The sequence below is a fragment of the Allobosea sp. GW821-FHT03A12 genome, assembly GCF_058986765.1.
Window position 1 is genome coordinate 126,143 of sequence record NZ_JBYSVZ010000008.1, and the last position, 16,647, is coordinate 142,789.

18 protein-coding genes are annotated in these 16,647 nt (G+C 63.6%); 13 read left to right on the forward strand and 5 right to left on the reverse strand.

Annotated features, from left to right (window positions below):
• The first annotated feature begins 8 nt into the window (after window positions 1–8).
• Entirely contained in the window at window positions 9–368 is a 360-nt protein-coding gene (locus tag AC3WLC_RS28570; protein ID WP_493687276.1) for a VOC family protein, read from the forward strand.
• 469 nt (window positions 369–837) lie between these two features.
• Here the strand turns inward: AC3WLC_RS28570 and AC3WLC_RS28575 are convergent, their stop codons facing one another.
• Both AC3WLC_RS28575 and AC3WLC_RS28580 read right to left on the reverse strand, forming a co-directional pair.
• Window positions 838–1,239 (reverse strand): HIT family protein, encoded by a 402-nt coding sequence (locus AC3WLC_RS28575; RefSeq protein ID WP_493687277.1) that lies wholly within the window; start codon window positions 1,237–1,239, stop codon window positions 838–840.
• A 193-nt stretch (window positions 1,240–1,432) separates the two neighbouring features.
• Window positions 1,433–3,700 carry a TonB-dependent hemoglobin/transferrin/lactoferrin family receptor gene (locus tag AC3WLC_RS28580; RefSeq protein ID WP_493687278.1) on the reverse strand — a complete coding sequence of 756 codons (2,268 nt, stop codon included), beginning with the start codon at window positions 3,698–3,700 and terminating at the stop codon, window positions 1,433–1,435.
• A 358-nt stretch (window positions 3,701–4,058) separates the two neighbouring features.
• On the opposite strand from AC3WLC_RS28580, the gene AC3WLC_RS28585 reads away from it, so the two are divergent.
• On the forward strand, window positions 4,059–5,375 hold the full coding sequence (locus AC3WLC_RS28585) for a flavin monoamine oxidase family protein (protein WP_493687279.1): 1,317 nt from the start codon (window positions 4,059–4,061) through the stop codon (window positions 5,373–5,375).
• A gap of 104 nt (window positions 5,376–5,479) precedes the next feature.
• A complete protein-coding gene (locus tag AC3WLC_RS28590; RefSeq protein ID WP_493687280.1) occupies window positions 5,480–6,493 on the forward strand; it encodes a hypothetical protein in 1,014 nt (337 codons plus the stop codon).
• A 6-nt stretch (window positions 6,494–6,499) separates the two neighbouring features.
• On the opposite strand, the gene AC3WLC_RS28595 is transcribed toward AC3WLC_RS28590, so the two are convergent.
• The gene (locus tag AC3WLC_RS28595) at window positions 6,500–7,426 is read right to left on the reverse strand and encodes a bifunctional helix-turn-helix transcriptional regulator/GNAT family N-acetyltransferase (RefSeq protein ID WP_493687281.1); all 927 of its coding nucleotides are present in this window, start codon (window positions 7,424–7,426) and stop codon (window positions 6,500–6,502) included.
• Window positions 7,427–7,574: 148 nt separating this feature from the next.
• Here AC3WLC_RS28595 and murI point away from each other — a divergent pair, with 148 nt between their 5' ends.
• From murI to AC3WLC_RS28630, 7 genes are all read left to right on the forward strand, one after another.
• On the forward strand, window positions 7,575–8,438 hold the full coding sequence (gene murI, locus AC3WLC_RS28600; RefSeq protein ID WP_493687282.1) for a glutamate racemase: 864 nt from the start codon (window positions 7,575–7,577) through the stop codon (window positions 8,436–8,438).
• Window positions 8,439–8,508: 70 nt separating this feature from the next.
• A complete protein-coding gene (locus AC3WLC_RS28605) occupies window positions 8,509–8,730 on the forward strand; it encodes a hypothetical protein (RefSeq protein WP_493687283.1) in 222 nt (73 codons plus the stop codon).
• A gap of 175 nt (window positions 8,731–8,905) precedes the next feature.
• Window positions 8,906–9,895, forward strand: a complete 990-nt coding sequence (locus tag AC3WLC_RS28610; protein ID WP_493687284.1) for an alpha/beta hydrolase — start codon at window positions 8,906–8,908, stop codon at window positions 9,893–9,895.
• A gap of 16 nt (window positions 9,896–9,911) precedes the next feature.
• A complete protein-coding gene (locus AC3WLC_RS28615; protein ID WP_493687285.1) occupies window positions 9,912–10,577 on the forward strand; it encodes an antibiotic biosynthesis monooxygenase family protein in 666 nt (221 codons plus the stop codon).
• A 208-nt stretch (window positions 10,578–10,785) separates the two neighbouring features.
• Window positions 10,786–11,403 carry a 30S ribosomal protein S4 gene (rpsD, locus tag AC3WLC_RS28620; RefSeq protein ID WP_152012763.1) on the forward strand — a complete coding sequence of 206 codons (618 nt, stop codon included), beginning with the start codon at window positions 10,786–10,788 and terminating at the stop codon, window positions 11,401–11,403.
• Window positions 11,404–11,730: 327 nt separating this feature from the next.
• Window positions 11,731–12,492, forward strand: coding sequence for a hypothetical protein (locus tag AC3WLC_RS28625; protein WP_493687286.1), 762 nt, complete (start codon window positions 11,731–11,733; stop codon window positions 12,490–12,492).
• Window positions 12,493–12,591: 99 nt separating this feature from the next.
• Window positions 12,592–12,879, forward strand: a complete 288-nt coding sequence (locus tag AC3WLC_RS28630; protein WP_493687287.1) for a hypothetical protein — start codon at window positions 12,592–12,594, stop codon at window positions 12,877–12,879.
• Between the two features lie 136 nt (window positions 12,880–13,015).
• Here the strand turns inward: AC3WLC_RS28630 and AC3WLC_RS28635 are convergent, their stop codons facing one another.
• Entirely contained in the window at window positions 13,016–13,801 is a 786-nt protein-coding gene (locus tag AC3WLC_RS28635) for a hypothetical protein (protein WP_493687288.1), read from the reverse strand.
• Between the two features lie 212 nt (window positions 13,802–14,013).
• Here AC3WLC_RS28635 and AC3WLC_RS28640 point away from each other — a divergent pair, with 212 nt between their 5' ends.
• Window positions 14,014–14,571: a recombinase family protein gene (locus AC3WLC_RS28640; protein WP_493687289.1), complete on the forward strand. Its 558-nt coding sequence runs from the start codon at window positions 14,014–14,016 to the stop codon at window positions 14,569–14,571.
• Here AC3WLC_RS28640 and AC3WLC_RS28645 read toward each other — a convergent pair.
• Window positions 14,561–15,064 carry a hypothetical protein gene (locus tag AC3WLC_RS28645; RefSeq protein ID WP_493687290.1) on the reverse strand — a complete coding sequence of 168 codons (504 nt, stop codon included), beginning with the start codon at window positions 15,062–15,064 and terminating at the stop codon, window positions 14,561–14,563. The genes AC3WLC_RS28640 and AC3WLC_RS28645 overlap by 11 nt on opposite strands.
• A 289-nt stretch (window positions 15,065–15,353) precedes the next feature.
• On the opposite strand from AC3WLC_RS28645, the gene AC3WLC_RS28650 reads away from it, so the two are divergent.
• Entirely contained in the window at window positions 15,354–15,767 is a 414-nt protein-coding gene (locus AC3WLC_RS28650; protein WP_493687291.1) for a hypothetical protein, read from the forward strand.
• Window positions 15,768–16,003: 236 nt separating this feature from the next.
• Window positions 16,004–16,345 (forward strand): hypothetical protein, encoded by a 342-nt coding sequence (locus AC3WLC_RS28655; protein WP_493687292.1) that lies wholly within the window; start codon window positions 16,004–16,006, stop codon window positions 16,343–16,345.
• Window positions 16,346–16,647 lie beyond the last annotated feature (302 nt).

The following is a 16,647-nucleotide window of genomic DNA, read 5'->3' on the forward strand; positions in this document are numbered from 1 at the left end:
GAAGCGGCATGATCGTTGAACTGCACCACATCCAGCTGGCAATGCCGGAAGGCCGGGAACAGGAGGCGCGCGCCTTCTACTGCAATGTTCTCGGCCTGCGCGAGGTCGACAAGCCCGAAGAGCTGCGTGCGCGAGGCGGCGTGTGGTTCGAGAGCGGAACGATCAAGGTCCATCTCGGCGTCGAGACGCCGTTTTCGCCGGCAAGGAAAGCGCATCCGGCATTCCGGGTGGAGAACCTGAGCCATGCGATCGCCACGCTACAGCTGAACGGCCTCGCATTCCGCCCCGACATCGACCTGCCGGGCATCAAGCGAATCTATGCCGACGACCCCTTCGGGAATCGCATCGAGCTTCTGGAGTTGAGGTAGCGGGACGGCTGTTTCCGCCCCGTCTTGGACGTTCGCCGAGGCAACTCCCGGTCTGCTGCGCCATTGGTCACTCACTTAGAGCACGGATTTTAGGTGCTGGTTCACGATTGCAATGCAAACTGCTGCTCAAAAGCCGATAGCGTGAATGGGATAGCGTCGATGGCCAGAGCGCTTCGTTTGTCGACGATCTTAGCTAGTTTAAGTGCTGCTCAGGTACTCATCTGCGGAGTAATCTTGATATCCTCCTATCTAGGTTCTGGAAATTATATTTGGAGAAAGATAGAGTCGTATTTAATACATACCCTGCTGGCTGTCGCTATACTGAATTTTCTTGGCCTGGCTCTCCATCTAGCTCATTTTTTCGCCAAAAAGCGGGCTGAGCAATAAGGCATCGGCCCATTTGGAGCATGTCCCACGCAAAACGCTCGTTGCGGACGTGGCGAAAGTCCGCCTCCGCCCGCTGCGGACTTCATCGCGGGGATAAAACTGCCCGCAGTCGCTCCGCCGTCTCGGCGACTAAGGCAAGCTCCGCTTCCGAGCAGAGGTTATCGCGCGCATAGATCATGGCTGGGCGAACCGCTTCCACGGACTTGCCGAACCGAGCCATCCACGGATAGCGCGGGACCATCCAGAAATTGAAGTGGTGCCGCGTGTCCTCGTTGTAGAAATAGTAGACTGCCTCGATCCCGATTTCGGCCTGTGCCTTCCGAATGGCCTTGACCGTGGGAATGAAGGTCGCCGTCTCCTGCTCATCCATATCCGCGAGCAACTTGAAATGTCTCTTCGAGGCGACGATGACGCAGCCGGGTATCGGATAAGCGATGTCTTGATGGGCGTGGAAGTATGCCGTCTCATGGATTGCTCCGCCCATGACCTCTCGGCCGCCCGAAACAACCTCGCAGCTTAGGCATGTCGCGCTCATGTGCTGACGATAGCACGTAGGATCGCGATAAACTTCCGTCTTCGACCCATAGCAGCCCTTCATCGGACCCGCCCGCTTCCCTCCCTCCGACAAAAAAGCCGACCCCGTGGGGCCGGCTGAAGTGGTCTCGAAACTCTGACGCTCAGAACTGGTATTTGAGCGTCGCCTTCACGGTGCGGCCGGGCTCGCTGTAGTAGTCGCGCGGCTGCGGACGGGCGAGCGGCACGTTGGCGGCGTCCCAGTACTTGCGGTCGAAGATGTTGTAGACGCCGATCTGCAATTCGAGATCGGCGATCTCCGGCATCGGGCGCCACCAGGCCGAAGCGTTGAAGATCGCATAGCCCGGCGCCTTGAAGCCGGTGCCGGCCTGGACCGTCGAGACGTCGTCGCGCTTGCCGGCCATCTTGGCCGAGACCTCGGCGCCCCAGCGATCCGTGCCATAGGCGACGGCGACGATGCCCTGCATCGGCGGGATCGAGTTCAGGAAGATGTCGTCGGTCTTGTTGCGGCCGCGGGTATAGGCGAAGGAGCCGCGCACCAGCCAGTTCGGCGCGAAGGCGTATTGCCCGTTGATCTCGACGCCCTGGATCTCGGCGCGCGGGATGTTGCGCAGGCTGACGATGCCGCCCTGCGGATAGAGGCCGCCGACACCCGGGGCCTGGAGCTGGTACTGCTCGATGTAGTTGCGGTAGTTGGTGTAGAAATAGGTGATCGAGCCGCCGAGCTGCTTGTCGCCGAAGCGCAGGCCGACATCGACGCCGTTGCCCTTCTCCGGACGCAGCACCGGGTTGCCGGCGCGCAGATAGGTGCTCGGCCCGCCGAAGCGGCCATAGAGCTCGTCCGCCGTCGGCGCCCGGAAGCTCTTGGCCCATTGCGCGAAGACGGTGACGTCCTTCACGAGCGGCGCATTCTTCAGGATGTCGTATTCGAGCCGGACGCGCGGCGACCAGGCCGAGTCGCTCGAGGACGGCGGCAGGCCGACCGGGTTCGACCCGCTGGCCGAATAGGCCGGCGTCGCCTGCGGCTTCTCCTCATACCAGTCGAAGCGCACGCCGGGCGTGATGCGCAGGCGGTTGTCGAGCAGGCCGATCTCGTCCTGGACATAGATGCCGACGAGCCGCCCATCGATGTCGGGCTGGTCCGACTGGTTGGTGAAGAGGTTGTTGCAGGTGGCGAACGCTCCCGTATAGGAGCCGCCGGCCGGCCGCGCCGGGCAGTTGTCGATGCCCGAGGAATACTGCTTCAGCGACGACATGCGCAGCTCGGTACCGGCCAGGATGCGGTGCGAGAGCGCGCCGGTCTGCAGGTTCTTGATCACATGGCCGTTGAAACCATAGGCGGTCTCCTCGTTCTCGTTGTCGCGGCCATAGGGTCCGACGATGCTGGTGTAGCGCCAGGCGCTGACCAGGTCGTTGCGCTTCAGCCGCTGCCAGTAGAGGTTGGCATGTGCCTCGTCGACGAGGAGGCCGCCGGGCTGCTTGTAGTCATAGGTCAGCGAGACGCGGTTGCGCTCGACATCCTCGCCGGTCTGATAGGCGCCCGGACGGAAATTGCCGGTCAGCGACACCGTGCTGGTCCGGGTCTGGACCCGGTCGGCACGCTTGAAGAACTCGCCGGTGATACCGAAGCGATGGGCCTCGCCGACCTGCTGGTAGATCTTGCCGAGGAAGCTGTACTGGTTGAAGTCGGTCGGGTTGGGCGCGGTGCGGTCGACGCCGATCGTCTTGACGTTGCCCTTGCTGTCCACCTCGTTGCCGTTGCGGAAGCCGCCCTGGAGCAGCACCGAGGTGCCGCCCATGCGCGCCGCCGCCGCCGCGCTGCCGAACCAGGCCCGGTCGGTGCTGTCATAGCCGGTCTTGGCGAGCGCGCCATAGGAGCGCCCGTTGCGGATGATGTCCTCGGGGTCGAGCGTGCGGACCGCCAGCGCGCCGCCGAGCGCACCGCCGCCGAGTGTGGCGCCGCCGCTGCCGCCGCGCAGCAGGTCGAGCGAGGACAGCGCGTCGAAGTCGAAGGCGTTGGCGCCGGCGCGGCTGACGCGGGTATCGATCAGGAAGGGCTGGCGAATGCCGTCGATCGTGGTCAGCACGCGCGCGCCGTCGAGGCCGCGAATGTTGAGCGAGCCGTTCTGGCGATTGAAGGTGATGCCCGCTTCGACCCGGTTGGAGAGGTCGGTCAGGCTCTGCACCTGCTGGCGATCGAGCTCGGCGCGGGTCGTCGTCGTCGTCGTCGGCCCCTGCAGCAGCGGCGCCGCCTCACGCTCGCCCTGGACATTGATTTGGTCGAGCTGCACCTGCTCGGTGGCCGCGGGCGGAGCGGGATTGCGTTGCTGCTGCGCGAGAGCCGGCGCTGCCGCCAGCATCAAGGCCCCAAGCGCCACGCCTCGGCGCAGCCCGCTGCAATTCATCCCCATCGCCCATATCCTGTCGCTGACATGCAATTCGACTTGCCAAACCGTCTTGCCAAGTCGAATTGCTTTTTATAATCCGTGAAAACTAGGTCATGCGCCTTAGTTTCACCATCAGCGGTTATTAAAGCTCAATTTAACTGTCAATAGACTCGCGGTTGCGCGATACATTACTTATTTATTGGAATTCCAGACTGAATTTATCATTCTTCTAAACTGAAAGACGAACGACCCTCCGAAACGGATATTCGGCCGACCTCGCAAAGCTGTGATGGCCCTGCTCCTGCCACACGCGTGCTCGTGTATTGCGGTGCGAAAAGCGGCTGGCATCATCAGCCCGCTTCAAGACACAGGGCCGTCCTTCATGCTCGACCGCCGGACATTGCTGACAGGCGCGACCGCGCTGGCGATGAGCGCCGCCGGCGGGCGCTCGCCTGCCCGCGCCGCCGAGCCGGACGCGGTCGTGATCGGCGCCGGAGCGGCCGGCATCGCCGCGGCGAAGCAGCTCCAGGCAGCCGGGCGCTCCGTGATCGTGCTCGAAGCCCGCGACCGCCTCGGCGGTCGGACCTTCACCGATTCCTCGCTCGGCCCGTCCTATGACGCCGGCGCGATGTTCATCCACTGGGCCGAGCGCAATCCCTGGACCGAGATCGCCCGCGAGCTCGGCGTGCAGACCCCGAACGAGAGCCGCGGCGGCGGCTTCCAGCTCTTCACCAACGGCAAGCCGATGCCGGCCGGCGACCGCGCCCGCCGCCGCGGCGCCTTCGGCGAGATCGACCGGCGGCTCGACAATGCCGATCTCGACGATCGCGATTTGTCGGTCGCCGAGGTGCTGAGCGATCTCGGCCCGGATCTCGCGTCGGTGGCCGCCTCCGGCATGCTGCTCTCGATCGGCGAGGAATCGGCACGCATCTCGGCCCGCGACTATCAGCGGCTCTGGGCCGGCGAGGACTATGTCGTGCCGAGCGGCTACGGCAATCTCGTCACCCGCTATGCCGAAGGGCTCGACATCCGCCTGAAGCAGCCGGTCACGGCGATCGACTGGAGCGGTTCACGCGTCGCCGTCACCACCGCCGCGGGAACCCTGTGGGCCCGCGCCTGCATCGTCACCGTGCCGGTCGGCGTGCTGAAGGCCGGCGCGATCCGCTTCACGCCGGAACTTCCTGCCCGCACCCGCGATGCGCTCGCCGGCATCGGCATGGGCGCGCTCACCAAGATCGCGCTCAAGGTCGCGGGCGATCGCTTCGGCATCGCGCCCGGCACGACCTATTTCGAAGCCGCCTCCCCGGAACGGCTGATCAGCTTCGATCTCTTCCCCGACGATCGCGACCTCGTCATCGGCTATTGCGGCGGCGATTTCGCCCGCGACCTCTCGACCGCGGGCGCCGATGCGGCGCGCGAGCAGATCGTCGACCTGCTCGCCGGCATGGTCGGCTCCGAGTTCCGCAAGGCGGCCGGCCCGGTCTCCTTCCCGGCCTGGTGGACCGACCCGTTCTCGCACGGCTCCTATTCCGTCTGCCGGCCGGGCCATGCCGGCGCGCGCGAGGTCCTGGCCGAGCCGATCGGCGGCAAGCTCTGGCTCGCCGGCGAGGCGACCGCCGGCGGCGGCGCGATGACCGCGGGCGGCGCGACGCTTGCTGGCCGCACCGCTGCGGCGGCGGTTGCCCGCCTCAAGGTCTGAGAGCCCCGGGGCTGCCGAGACCGGCCCAAGCGCGCACAAGGCTTGCCCGACCCGCCCGGTCTTTGCCACCATGGCGAGGCTGGGGATCGATGCGGAGCCTGATGATGCGCCTGTCGCTCATTCTCGCCGGCGTCCTGCTGGCATCACCGGTGTTCGCCGCCGGACCTTATGCGAAATTCTCGGTCGGCAACTGGGCCGGCGGCGCCTTCACCAACAACCAGACCGGCGACTTCTCGCATTGCGCGGTCTCGGCAAGCTATAAGAGCGGCGTCACCATGCACGCCTCGCTCAACAGCGCCTATGGCTGGAATCTCGGCTTCTCAAACCGAGCCTGGGGGCTGAAGCCGGGCGCCGAGGTGCCGATGGAGATGGTCTTCGACCGCAACGACACGGTCCGGATCAACGCCAAGGCGGTGCAGGCGCAGCTCGTCGTCGTGGTGATGCCGGCGAACTCCAACATCGTCCGCGCCTTCCGCGGTGCCGAGTTCCTCGAAGCCAACATGCTCGGCGCGCGCTACACCTTCCGCCTCACCTCGACCGCCGAGATCATGCCGGCGCTGCTCGACTGCGTGAAGGCGAACGCCAATCTGAAGGTCGCGCCCGGCACACCGGGGCCCGCGCAAGGTAGCGGCACGACGACGGCCGCCGCGGCGACCGACCCGGCGATCCAGCTCGAAGCGGTGACGCTCGCGACCAATTTCCTGCTGAAGACGCAGTTGCCGGAGCCAAAGGTGCTGAGCGGGCCGGAAGCGCCGTCCGGCATCGGCGGCAATGGCGCCGGCTGGCAGGCCAAGGGCGCGACCGGGCTGGTGCGCGTCCTGGCCAATCCCAACCAGAAGGATATCGACGTCGCCGCCGCGGTCTCCGCCGCCGATGCCCGCGGCTGCCAGGGTCGGTTCGCCTCGGGCCGGACCACCGACACAGTCGAAGGCGCCAGCGTGCTGCGCGGCTTCTCCTCCTGCGAGAACGGCGGCGACACCAAGTATTCCGAGTTCTATGTGCTGCCGCGCAAGCAGGGCGGCTTCGTGATGTTCTCGGTGGTGACCATGGGAGACGGTTCGCTGCACCAGCAGCGCCGCGCCGATTTCCAGCGCGCGGCGCTGACCTCGGTGCAGTGACGGCAGCTACAGGTCGCGCTCCCAATTCTGCCCGACCAGATCCTTCCCGAAGGAGTGATGCTGCTCCTCCGCCACCAGCCTGAAGCCCTCGGCGATGTAGATGGCGCGGGCCGCATGCAGGATGTCGTTGGTCCAGAGCGCCATGCGGCGATAGCCGGCGGCACGGGCGAAGGCGATCGCCTCCCGCACCAACTGCTTGCCGAGGCCGAGCCCCTGCGCCCGCGTCTCGACCAACACGAGCCGCAGCTTCGCCACCTCGTCGCTCTCCTGCACGACGAAGGCCGAGCCGACCGGCGCGCCATCGAGCTCGGCGATGAAGCAGCGCTCCAGCCCAGGCTTGAACTCGCGCAGGAACTTCGCCGCGATCTCTGCGACCAGCGCCTCGAAGCTGATGTCCCAGCCATAGACCTCGAAATAGAGTCTGGCATGGGCCGAGATCACCCAGCCGATATCGCCGGGGCGATGCTCGCGGATCGACACGGAAGGTTGCGGGCTGGCGGCGCCCGACAGCAGCGTCTGCGCCCGCTCCAGCGCCGAGACGAGGCTCGTCTGCTCACCCGCCCCCAGGCGCGACAGGATCATGTCGGCCTGCCCGCGCGAGGCCTCGTCGAGCGGCGCGAAGGCTTCGTGCCCCATCGCGGTCAGCTTCAGCTCATAGGCGCGGCCGTCCCCATCCGCCCGCGCCCGCTCCAGCCAGCCGATCTCCATGAAGCGCTTCAGCAGGCGCGAGAGATAGGCCGGGTCGAGCCCGAGCTCGCGCGCCAGCTCTCCCGCCCGCCAGCCATCGCGCTGCGCCAATTCGTAGAGCACGCGCCCCTCGGTCAGCCCGAAGCCGGAGCCGTGCAGATCGCCGCCCAACGCCCCGATGAAGCGGGTGTGGAAGCGTCCGAAACGGCGGATCGCCGCAATGGCAGGCGTGTCGATGGCGGACATGGCTGGCCTCCTCATCCTGCGATGAGAAATGCCGATTAATGGACAGAGTCAACTAAATTATCAAGGGACCCGAAGCGAAGCGTTCACCGCTCCTTAACCCGCCAGGAGCCCAATCGAAGGCTTGGCGGACGCAGTAGGTATGAGTGCGATGCGGGTCGATCTTCTGGCCGGAGCCGGCTATGCCGCGCCGGTGCTGTCCTTGCGAACCCCGACCATCCTTGTCTTCGATTCCGGCCTCGGCGGCCTCACCGTGCTGCGCGAGGTCATGCGCCAGCGCCCGGATGCCGACATCGTCTATGCCGCCGACGACGCCGCCTTCCCCTATGGCCGCCTCGACGAGCCGGCGCTGGTCGACCGCGTGCTCGTGGTGATGGAGCGTCTCGTCGAGCGCTTCCATCCCGATCTCGTCGTCATCGCCTGCAATACCGCCTCGACCCTGGTGCTGCCGGCGCTCAGGGCCCGCTTCGCCATTCCCTTCGTCGGCACGGTGCCGGCGGTGAAGCCGGCGGCCGAGCGCACCCGCAGCGGGCTGATCTCGGTGCTGGCGACGCCCGGCACCGTCGCCCGCGATTACACGCACGATCTGATCGGACGCTATGCAGCCGGCTGCGAAGTCACCTTGGTCGGCGCCCGCAATCTGGCCGCCCTGGCGGAAGCGGCGCTGAAGGGCGAGCCGGTAGACGACGCTGCGATCGCCGCCGAGATCGCGCCCTGCTTCGTCGCCCGCGACGGCCGCCGCACCGATGTGGTGACGCTCGCCTGCACCCATTACCCGCTGCTGCTGCCCCGCCTGCAGCGGCTGGCACCCTGGCCGGTCGAGTGGATCGACCCCGCCCCGGCGATCGCGCGGCGCACGGCGCAACTGCTCGGCCCGACCCAGCCACGCCCGGAGCACGCCTCGACCGTCGCCGTCTTCACCGATGGCACCAGCCTCTCCGGTCCGGCCCATATCGCGCTCGCCGGCTTCGGCCTGGCGCGGATCGAGACCGAGCCGCTGCCGCTCGCACTCTGACCACAATTTGGAACTGTTCTGATCTGGAGGCGTTATCGGCGCCACCAGCACCTCTACGAGGGAGGACAGGATGAGAAAGCTGATCTTCGCCATCGCCCTGGCCTGCGGCGCACTGCTGCTCGGCCCCGGCCTGAGCGGCGATGCCCAGGCCAAGCCGAAAGGCTGGCATGGGCACAAGGGCCACCATTACGGCCACAGCTACGGCCCGCGCCGGCACCATGGCTGGAATCGCGACCGGCATCTCGGCTGGTACAAGCATCCGCATCATCGCCGCGCCTATTGGCGCTACTGACGCGAGCAGCCTCACAGACGGTCAAAAACCCTACGGCGATCGCCGAAGCGATCGCGCAGAACAGCGGGGCATTGTTCGGGTTACTCTCTGACGATCACCACGAGCCGCAAGCATAGCCGAGGACGGCCTTCCGTCTTCGGCCGTCAGCTGCGTGCTCGCATCGCCGGAGGTTGCCTTGACTGCTGACGACATCGCTCCGCTCGACCCGCGGGAAGAGCATTTTCTGATTGCCGGCCCGCTCGACGGACTGCCGCTGTTCCTGCGCCATCTCCCGGCACCGGCAACAGGCTTCTCGCCGCGCCGCGCGGTGCTCTACATCCATGGCGCGACCTTCCCCTCGGCGCTGTCGATCGCCCATCGCTTCGACGGGCGCTCCTGGCGCGACGCGCTCTGCGAGGCCGGCTTCGATGTCTGGGGCCTGGACTTCTATGGCTACGGCCATTCCGGACGCTATCCAGCGATGGACAAACCGGCCTCGACGAACGCACCACTCGGCACGACCGAGGATGCTGCGCGCCAGATCGAGGCCGGCGTCCGTTTCATCCTTGGCCGCTCCGGTCTCGACCGACTATCCCTGATCGCCCATTCCTGGGGCTCGATGCCGGCCGGCCGCTTCGCCGGGTCTCATCCCGAGCTGATCGACCGCCTCGTCCTGTTCGGGCCGATCGCACAACGCCAGCCGTCAGGCAACGCGCCCTCGCCCAGCTTGCCGGCCTGGCGATTGATCTCGCTCGATGACCAGTGGCGCCGTTTCGTCGAGGACGTCCCGGCTGGCGCTGAGCCGGTTCTGTCGCGCCGGCATTTCGACGATTGGGGCGAGCGCTATCTCGACAGCGATCCGCAAGCACGCTCGCACGAACCCGCCAGCGTCCGGACGCCGGCCGGTCCGATGGCCGATATCGGCAAGGCCTGGCGGGGCCGATTGCCTTACGATCCGGCTGCGGTCCGCGCGCCCGTTTCGATCATCCGCGGCGAATGGGACAGCCTGATCACCGACGCCGATGCGCGCTGGCTCTTCGACGCCTTCAGGTCCTCGCCCTTGAAGCGCGACATCAAGCTCAGCCGCGGCACGCATCTGATGCATCTGGAGACGATGCGCTTTGCGCTCTGGCAGGAGAGCATCGCCTTCCTCACCGGCGCCGACGCGCCTGCCCTTGCTGCTTGAACCGACGGAGAAACCGATGTTTTCCGTGATCTTCGAAGTCCACCCTCACACCGACCGCAAGGACGAGTACCTCACTCTCGGCAAGCAGCTGAAGCCGATCCTCGAAGGCATCGACGGCTTCATCGACAATGAGCGCTTCGAGAGCCTGATGCGGCCCGGCTGGGTGCTGTCGCATTCATCCTGGCGCGACGAGAAATCGCTGGTCCGCTGGCGCGCCCAGGGCGAACACCACGCCGTGCAACGCAAGGGGCGCGACGAGGTGTTCGAGGACTATCACCTGCGCATCGGCGAGGTGATCCAAGACAGTGCTTCACCAGCCACCTCATCGGGCGACCAGCACCTCGAAGAAACCGAAACCGGCATCGCCAAGGTCGCGAGCTTCACCGAGATCACGCCGCAGGATGGAATCGATCTCGGCGAGCGACCGGACCAACTCCTCGCGCAGATCGGCCTGACCGGCTGGCCCGGCCTGATCGAGCATGATCTCTTCGCCAGCATCTACAACCCCGGCAAGCTCGCTTTGCTCGCCTCCTGGCGCGATGCCAGTGTGGCCAAGGACTTCGTGCCGAAGCCGCTCGCGGGCGCGGCGGCGCTGCGGCACCGGACGGTACGGATCATCCGCGACTATGGCCGTTTCGACAGACGCGAAGCGCCGCAATATTTTCCACCGGTGAGCCGCTGAGCGGCTCCGGACGACAGAAATCTGCCCTTCGGGTTTGACAAATCGCGCCGGCAGTGCTTGTAAGCCGGCGTCGCGCGGCTCCTCACGGGGCCGCGTGGCTTTTTCCGCACCCGTGATCCGCTCGTCTTCTCGAGCCGGATCTGTCGCCCCGGAGACGGGGAGAAGGAGGGCGCGGTCCTCAACTCGCGAACCATAGAGGACACGCGACATGTCGAAGCGCCATGAGGCGAAGTACAAGATTGACCGCCGTCTCGGTCAGAACATCTGGGGCCGTCCGAAGTCCCCGGTCAATCGCCGCGAATACGGCCCCGGCCAGCACGGCCAGCGCCGCAAGGGCAAGCCGTCCGACTTCGGCACCCAGCTGCGCGCCAAGCAGAAGCTGAAGGGCTATTACGGCTCGATCTCCGAGAAACAGTTCCGCCGCTACTACGCCGAGGCGATCCGCCTGAAGGGCGACTCGGGCGAGAACCTGGTCGGCCTGCTCGAGCGTCGTCTCGACGCGGTGATCTACCGCGCCAAGTTCGTCCCGACCGTCTTCGCCGCCCGCCAGTTCATCAATCACGGCCACATCACCGTGAACGGCAAGCGCGTCAACATCGCCTCGTACCAGGTCAAGCCGGGCGACGTGATCGCGATCAAGGAGAGCTCGCGCCAGCTCGCCATCGTGATCGAGTCGGCCGCCCTCGCCGAGCGCGACGTGCCTGACTACATCGACGCCGACCACACCAAGTCGACCGCCACCTACACCCGCACCCCGACGCTGACGGACGTGCCCTACGCGGTGCAGATGGAGCCGAACCTGGTCATCGAGTTCTACTCTCGGTAAGACGTTCGGAACGGGGACGAATACCCGTTTATTTTCAACAATTTGGGGGATGGCGAGATTTTGCCCTCCCCCACACGCCACCCCACACGCTTTCCCCCTCACGTTTTTTGAGGGCACTCCCGCGCCCGGCTGTTGAGCCTACGCTCCGGCCCGCCGCGCTCCATAGCGCGAAGACTCTTTCGACTTTTTGGGCACCTTCAAACTGATTGGGCCAACGGCCCCGGAGCTTTCCGACAGGGTTCGCTGGCAGTTCAGCTAGTCCTATGACATATGCCGGTTGACCCGCGCTGTCCGCTCCCCGCCTCGCCGCATTCAGGTGACGAGACCATGACTAATAAGCCTCCTGCGCACTCCAACGGAGCAGCTCTCGATCTCTGGAGTCAGATCTTTCAGCGGGCGGCGGCTGATCCCAACGCAACACTTCAAGACCCCAATCATGATAAGCAGGCAGACGAGAATAGGCTAACTACTGCCCTTAAGAACGCGGGTTGGCCCGATGAGCAAATCGAGATGATGAGAATGACAGCTCACACCTCGCATGATCCCGTCGACCTTCCAACAAGTCCTGGCGTTGCGCCTCATCTTGAGCGACAGTTGCGCCAGATCGCCGAACCGATCATGTCGGCGATGGATGCGATGGGTTACACCTCTCATAAAGCGGTGGCGCTTGGTATCGACCCCAAAATCGGTATTTTCGCTTCTATGACCAATGTGATCATGACCGAGGAAGGCATACTAAGTGTCAGCTCGTTCTTGTTTCGCTGGTGTGGATTGATAGCCCGAGCATACACCCGTACCCTCAATCTCGACCCTCTTCATTGGTCTGAAGCACCGCCTGACAAAGAAAAAGACCGTAGCCTCCTACTGAGTCGCCCGGACATTGCGGTGTATTGGCTTCGCATATTCATGTCTTTTGCGACCACGGGCACACACGTCATGGTGCCGCTTCGGCCATCGCGGCAGGACGAGATCATGATGTTCGAGCAAATCGCATGGTCGATGGAATACTTCGTACTATCTCATGAGTTTGGGCACCACGCACTTCGTCATCGATCGATCGATGCAGATCCCTTGCCTCAAGAATTTTAAGCAGATGCTTTTGCCATCAAACTATGCGGTCGCTTAGACTACGCGCCGTTTGAATTTCTCCACAATCCATATAACTCAACAGGAGCTGGAGCATCTCTAATGCTCAGATCCCTTTCGAGCCTTGAAATCATGGAACAAGCTGTTGGAAAGAAAGGCAATCGCGATACGCATCCTATTGCGGCCGAACGGATTAAGCGGATCACTAACCGGCACGCTCTTCAGCCGCAGAAACTCGCAATGGATCGCAACTTCAACGATACGGTCGTCCGGATTATGGATACCGTCGATGAGCTATTAGCAGGGTTCTTAGCTCGTGGTGGATCAAAACTAATTTCTGACGCGCGATCTACGATTTGGTCCGGTAGCGGTGGCTGGCCTCTTGGTTGAGATTAATCGCCGGATAGTCAGCCGAGAAAATCTGAAAGCCTCCCCTCTCCGGCCGCTTCTCGATTTCCCCCCGTGCCCCCTCCCGTTTCCTGTAGGTGACATCAGGGGAGCCTGCCGGGGAACTGAAAGGAGGCGTTCACTGGCCGGGCTCGCTCATTCTTGGGAGCTTAGCAACGAGATCATCAGCGATGAGACAGGTAGCCATTGCAATCTCGATGAACTCAGCAGACGAAAGCAGGATGTGCTCTCCTACAGAAAAGCAACGCTCGTACACGATCAGCTTCGTGTAGACATCAACTTCTTTGCGCTCGTCGCCGGGTTCGACTACAGTGCCCGCCGTAAGTTCGACCTCACCGTCGGACCTCTTGAAATAGACCTTGATGCGTGGGTATCGGAGTACGAGGTCCGTGCTGCCAGCCGTCGCATCGATCGGAGCAACAATCCCGTTCCGATGCTCAAGGCAGTTCCGCGCCTTTTGTAGTGAAAGCAGTTCTGGCAGATACGAGAGGGGCGAAGTCAGTTGCTCAGCAACACGATCAATCAGGGCAACAAAAGGCAATGAGCCGGCCTTCTTCGTTACTTCTCGCAGGAACGCATCTAAATCACGGCCAACGATCCGCTTCTTGTTGAAAAAAGCGAGATACAGAAACGCCTCCTCAAACGACGTTCGCAGCCCTTTCAGAATGTCATGGAAGCCTTTTGATATGAGCCAAGTTCGGTACATCTCAGCCCGCTCGTCGGGCTTGAGTGCCGGCATACCGAGCTGAAGGGCGAAGGCTTGGCCGGTTAGTGGTTTAGGCGTGCCCAGCTCGCGCCCCTCCATCATCTCGAAACACCCGGCAACGGCGTCTGCCGCGATGGAAGCAGCTGCCTTGGCTGGCAGCCCAACCCCCTCTCCATTGATCCTGATGATGTCCTGCATTGCTCGGCCGCCCGCTCCCTGAAATCCGGCAGACCTTCTCCGAATTGGCGGACCAACACCAGCAACACGACGCACGACAAGACGTCACTTCACGGTACACCCTAGAGTGACTCCGCCATGTTACGCCCGTCGCGTCACATCAGGGTTGACATCAGGCATTTGTTACAGAAAGAGTCACGACTCTAGACCCTGACGTTACACAGAGGCCAACCATGGCGAAGATCGGATACGCCCGCGTCTCGACCACAGACCAAGACTATGAGGGGCAGGTTGAGCGGCTGAAGGCGGAAGGCTGCACGACCATCCGTAAGGAGAAGGTCAGTGCCGCTAGCCTGGATGGCCGTGATGAGCTGGCCGCGATCCTCGACTTCCTCCGCCCCGGCGATGAGCTGATGGTCACGCGGCTCGATAGGTTGGGACGCTCGACGCGGGATGTCCTCAACATCGTCCATGAGTGCGACCTGAAGGGAGCCAGCCTCACCGTCCTAGAGCCCCATGTGTCCACCAAGGGCGACACCGGCAGGATCGTTCTGACGGTCCTCGGGATGGTCGCTGAGATGGAGCGGGGCTTCATCAAGGCCCGACAGCGGGACGGCATAGCCAAAGCGAAGGAGGCCGGGGTCTACACGGGCGGTAAGCGCAGGATCGACGCAGACAAGGTGCGGAGCCTGAAGGCGGCCGGCAAGGGTCCTACGGAGATCGCGAAGGAGCTTGGTGTGAGCCGCATGCAGGTGCATCGCATCCTGACAGCAGAACCAGCTAGGATGTGAACCTCCACCGCGCTTGCCGTTCCGACAAGAGCCACTCACCTCCCGATGTCAGCCCGTACGAGGCTCGCGCCCCGATTAGTTCGTCAACCCTGTTATCGAGTGTCGAGAAGGCCGAAAAAACAAGACGCAGATCCCCATAGTCGTATCGGCCCGACGCCTTCATATAGCGAAACTCCAAGCTCTTATGCTTTTCTCCTAGATAGTCCACGAGCTGCACGATTGCAGGATCGGAAAGACCCTTTTCATGCGCCATTGTCTGAAGCGTGAATAGATTGTGCCCTGCCCTAATCAATTCCCGCTCGATTACTCCGGCGAAATCAAGAAACGACTTCAGGTACAGCTCGACCGCAAATCCGCACAACATGTGGAAGGATGGGAAGAACGAACTGTCTTCCGCCACTTGAAACCGAGCGGGGTTTGAAATCAGGAGCAGCGCCGACTGAACGTACCCTCTTGCCGTGCTGTATTTCAGTATCGGGTCGCTCTCGCACATCACACGGACTCCTTGGGGCTTTTCGCCACAGCTAAGCACAGGGGGGGCCCGGTTCCCTAGATGCTCCTTCCCGCTGCACGCCTCCAGCGTACAGGCTGGTCACCGTCCAGCCGGCTACCCACTACCCATAAGCCCTGCCCGGCCGTCCTGCCGGAAGACCCGAGCCGCTGCCGGATACATCACAGAAATGACTCGATGGAGCCTGATCGAGTCAGAAAACTGATTGGACCGCAATCAGATAAGGACTCATGAAAGTGTTGCGATAAGGCTGCCTTTCGGGAGACCGACTGTGACTGAGCAAAGCATTCAGACTGAGTTCTCGCAGGACGTCCGCCTTCCTTACTTTGGCGAAGCATTCCTCGGTCGAGACAACATCCGCCCCTACTGGCTCCCGTTCCTTCATCGCGAAGTCCTACGCACGGATAGCACGTACAATCAACACGGCGAACTCGACGGAGGCGCGGGCGACATCACCGGCTTTACGCTTCGTGTCGGCCGCTGGCACATCACCGTAGACTGCCCTCGGGTGGAAATCACGAGGACCACGAGCGACCCGCTGGCTTGGAACAAGGCCGCTTGGCTGGCTCTCGGGGCTCCGACCGTGGTCCTGTCGGTCATCGCTGCGGGGCTCTTCAAGATGCTGGTGGCGGAGCCCTTGGGATGGGCACCGCAGCGCCGCAGAGCCCTCCTGCCCGAAACCTGAAGTGACTTCACTTTTCGATGCCTATCCAGCCGGGGCGGAACGATCCGCTCCGGCTTTTCTGTCTTCAGACCGACCACCCGGAGCCCTTCAATGCCCGTCATCTGGTTCCTCGCCGCGGCCCTCTTCATGTGGGTCTATTCGCCTAGCAACGCTCAGATCGTCCGCGCTGCTATGACCTACTGCGGTCCTGACCATCCGGAGGACAGCCGCCCGAGCTACTGCCCGAAGAGCTGCCCATGACAACGCAGTCCCCCAGGACGAAAGCCGCCGGTGGCCTCCCGCCTCTTGCACGGCTCCTGTTAGTCCTCCAGCGGCTCAACCAAATCCACGACCGATGGGAGATGAGGTCAGCCGCAGCGTTCCTGCTAGTCGCCTGTCGGGGAGAGATGACAAAGCCGGAGCTGGAAAGGGCGCTGACTATGGGAAACGGCAGCGGCTATCGGAACATCGTGCTCATGGAAGACGCCCTGCTGGTTCGGACACGGAAGGAGAAGGGCGTGCTCGTGGTCAGCCTGACGGAGTACGGCAGGGGCGTTGCAAGAGAGATTGAGGGGCTGATGGATGCGCGAGGCGATTAGGGACCACCTTAGGCTATACGGCCCGCCTTTGCCGGCCACCGTGAAGTCACTTCAGTCGATTGGGTTGCACCTTAAGCCATTTAGACCACGCCCTTCCCGGCCCGACAGCCGAATAGGGACCACCTACAGCTATTCACGCCCCGCCGACTGCGGAGTGACTTCACCTTTCACAGGCCGCTTCGAATGGCGGGCCGGGTGCCATTAGGTTGCACCTACAGCTACCCAAGATCGCCGATGCGGCCCCGGTCGATTAGGGACCTCTATTGCAGGACAAGACCGCCGACCGCCTATCAGCAACGCAG

What these genes read in the sequence shown, in the direction of transcription:
- AC3WLC_RS28570 (WP_493687276.1), top strand. Translation starts at nt 9, where the DNA reads ATGATCGTTGAACTGCACCACATCCAGCTGGCAATGCCGGAAGGCCGG.
- AC3WLC_RS28575 (WP_493687277.1), bottom strand. Translation starts at nt 1,239, where the DNA reads ATGGGCGGAGCAATCCATGAGACGGCATACTTCCACGCCCATCAAGAC.
- AC3WLC_RS28580 (WP_493687278.1), bottom strand. Translation starts at nt 3,700, where the DNA reads ATGGGGATGAATTGCAGCGGGCTGCGCCGAGGCGTGGCGCTTGGGGCC.
- AC3WLC_RS28585 (WP_493687279.1), top strand. Translation starts at nt 4,059, where the DNA reads ATGCTCGACCGCCGGACATTGCTGACAGGCGCGACCGCGCTGGCGATG.
- AC3WLC_RS28590 (WP_493687280.1), top strand. Translation starts at nt 5,480, where the DNA reads ATGCGCCTGTCGCTCATTCTCGCCGGCGTCCTGCTGGCATCACCGGTG.
- AC3WLC_RS28595 (WP_493687281.1), bottom strand. Translation starts at nt 7,426, where the DNA reads ATGTCCGCCATCGACACGCCTGCCATTGCGGCGATCCGCCGTTTCGGA.
- murI (WP_493687282.1), top strand. Translation starts at nt 7,575, where the DNA reads ATGCGGGTCGATCTTCTGGCCGGAGCCGGCTATGCCGCGCCGGTGCTG.
- AC3WLC_RS28605 (WP_493687283.1), top strand. Translation starts at nt 8,509, where the DNA reads ATGAGAAAGCTGATCTTCGCCATCGCCCTGGCCTGCGGCGCACTGCTG.
- AC3WLC_RS28615 (WP_493687285.1), top strand. Translation starts at nt 9,912, where the DNA reads ATGTTTTCCGTGATCTTCGAAGTCCACCCTCACACCGACCGCAAGGAC.
- rpsD (WP_152012763.1), top strand. Translation starts at nt 10,786, where the DNA reads ATGTCGAAGCGCCATGAGGCGAAGTACAAGATTGACCGCCGTCTCGGT.
- AC3WLC_RS28625 (WP_493687286.1), top strand. Translation starts at nt 11,731, where the DNA reads ATGACTAATAAGCCTCCTGCGCACTCCAACGGAGCAGCTCTCGATCTC.
- AC3WLC_RS28630 (WP_493687287.1), top strand. Translation starts at nt 12,592, where the DNA reads ATGCTCAGATCCCTTTCGAGCCTTGAAATCATGGAACAAGCTGTTGGA.
- AC3WLC_RS28635 (WP_493687288.1), bottom strand. Translation starts at nt 13,801, where the DNA reads ATGCAGGACATCATCAGGATCAATGGAGAGGGGGTTGGGCTGCCAGCC.
- AC3WLC_RS28640 (WP_493687289.1), top strand. Translation starts at nt 14,014, where the DNA reads ATGGCGAAGATCGGATACGCCCGCGTCTCGACCACAGACCAAGACTAT.
- AC3WLC_RS28645 (WP_493687290.1), bottom strand. Translation starts at nt 15,064, where the DNA reads ATGTGCGAGAGCGACCCGATACTGAAATACAGCACGGCAAGAGGGTAC.
- AC3WLC_RS28655 (WP_493687292.1), top strand. Translation starts at nt 16,004, where the DNA reads ATGACAACGCAGTCCCCCAGGACGAAAGCCGCCGGTGGCCTCCCGCCT.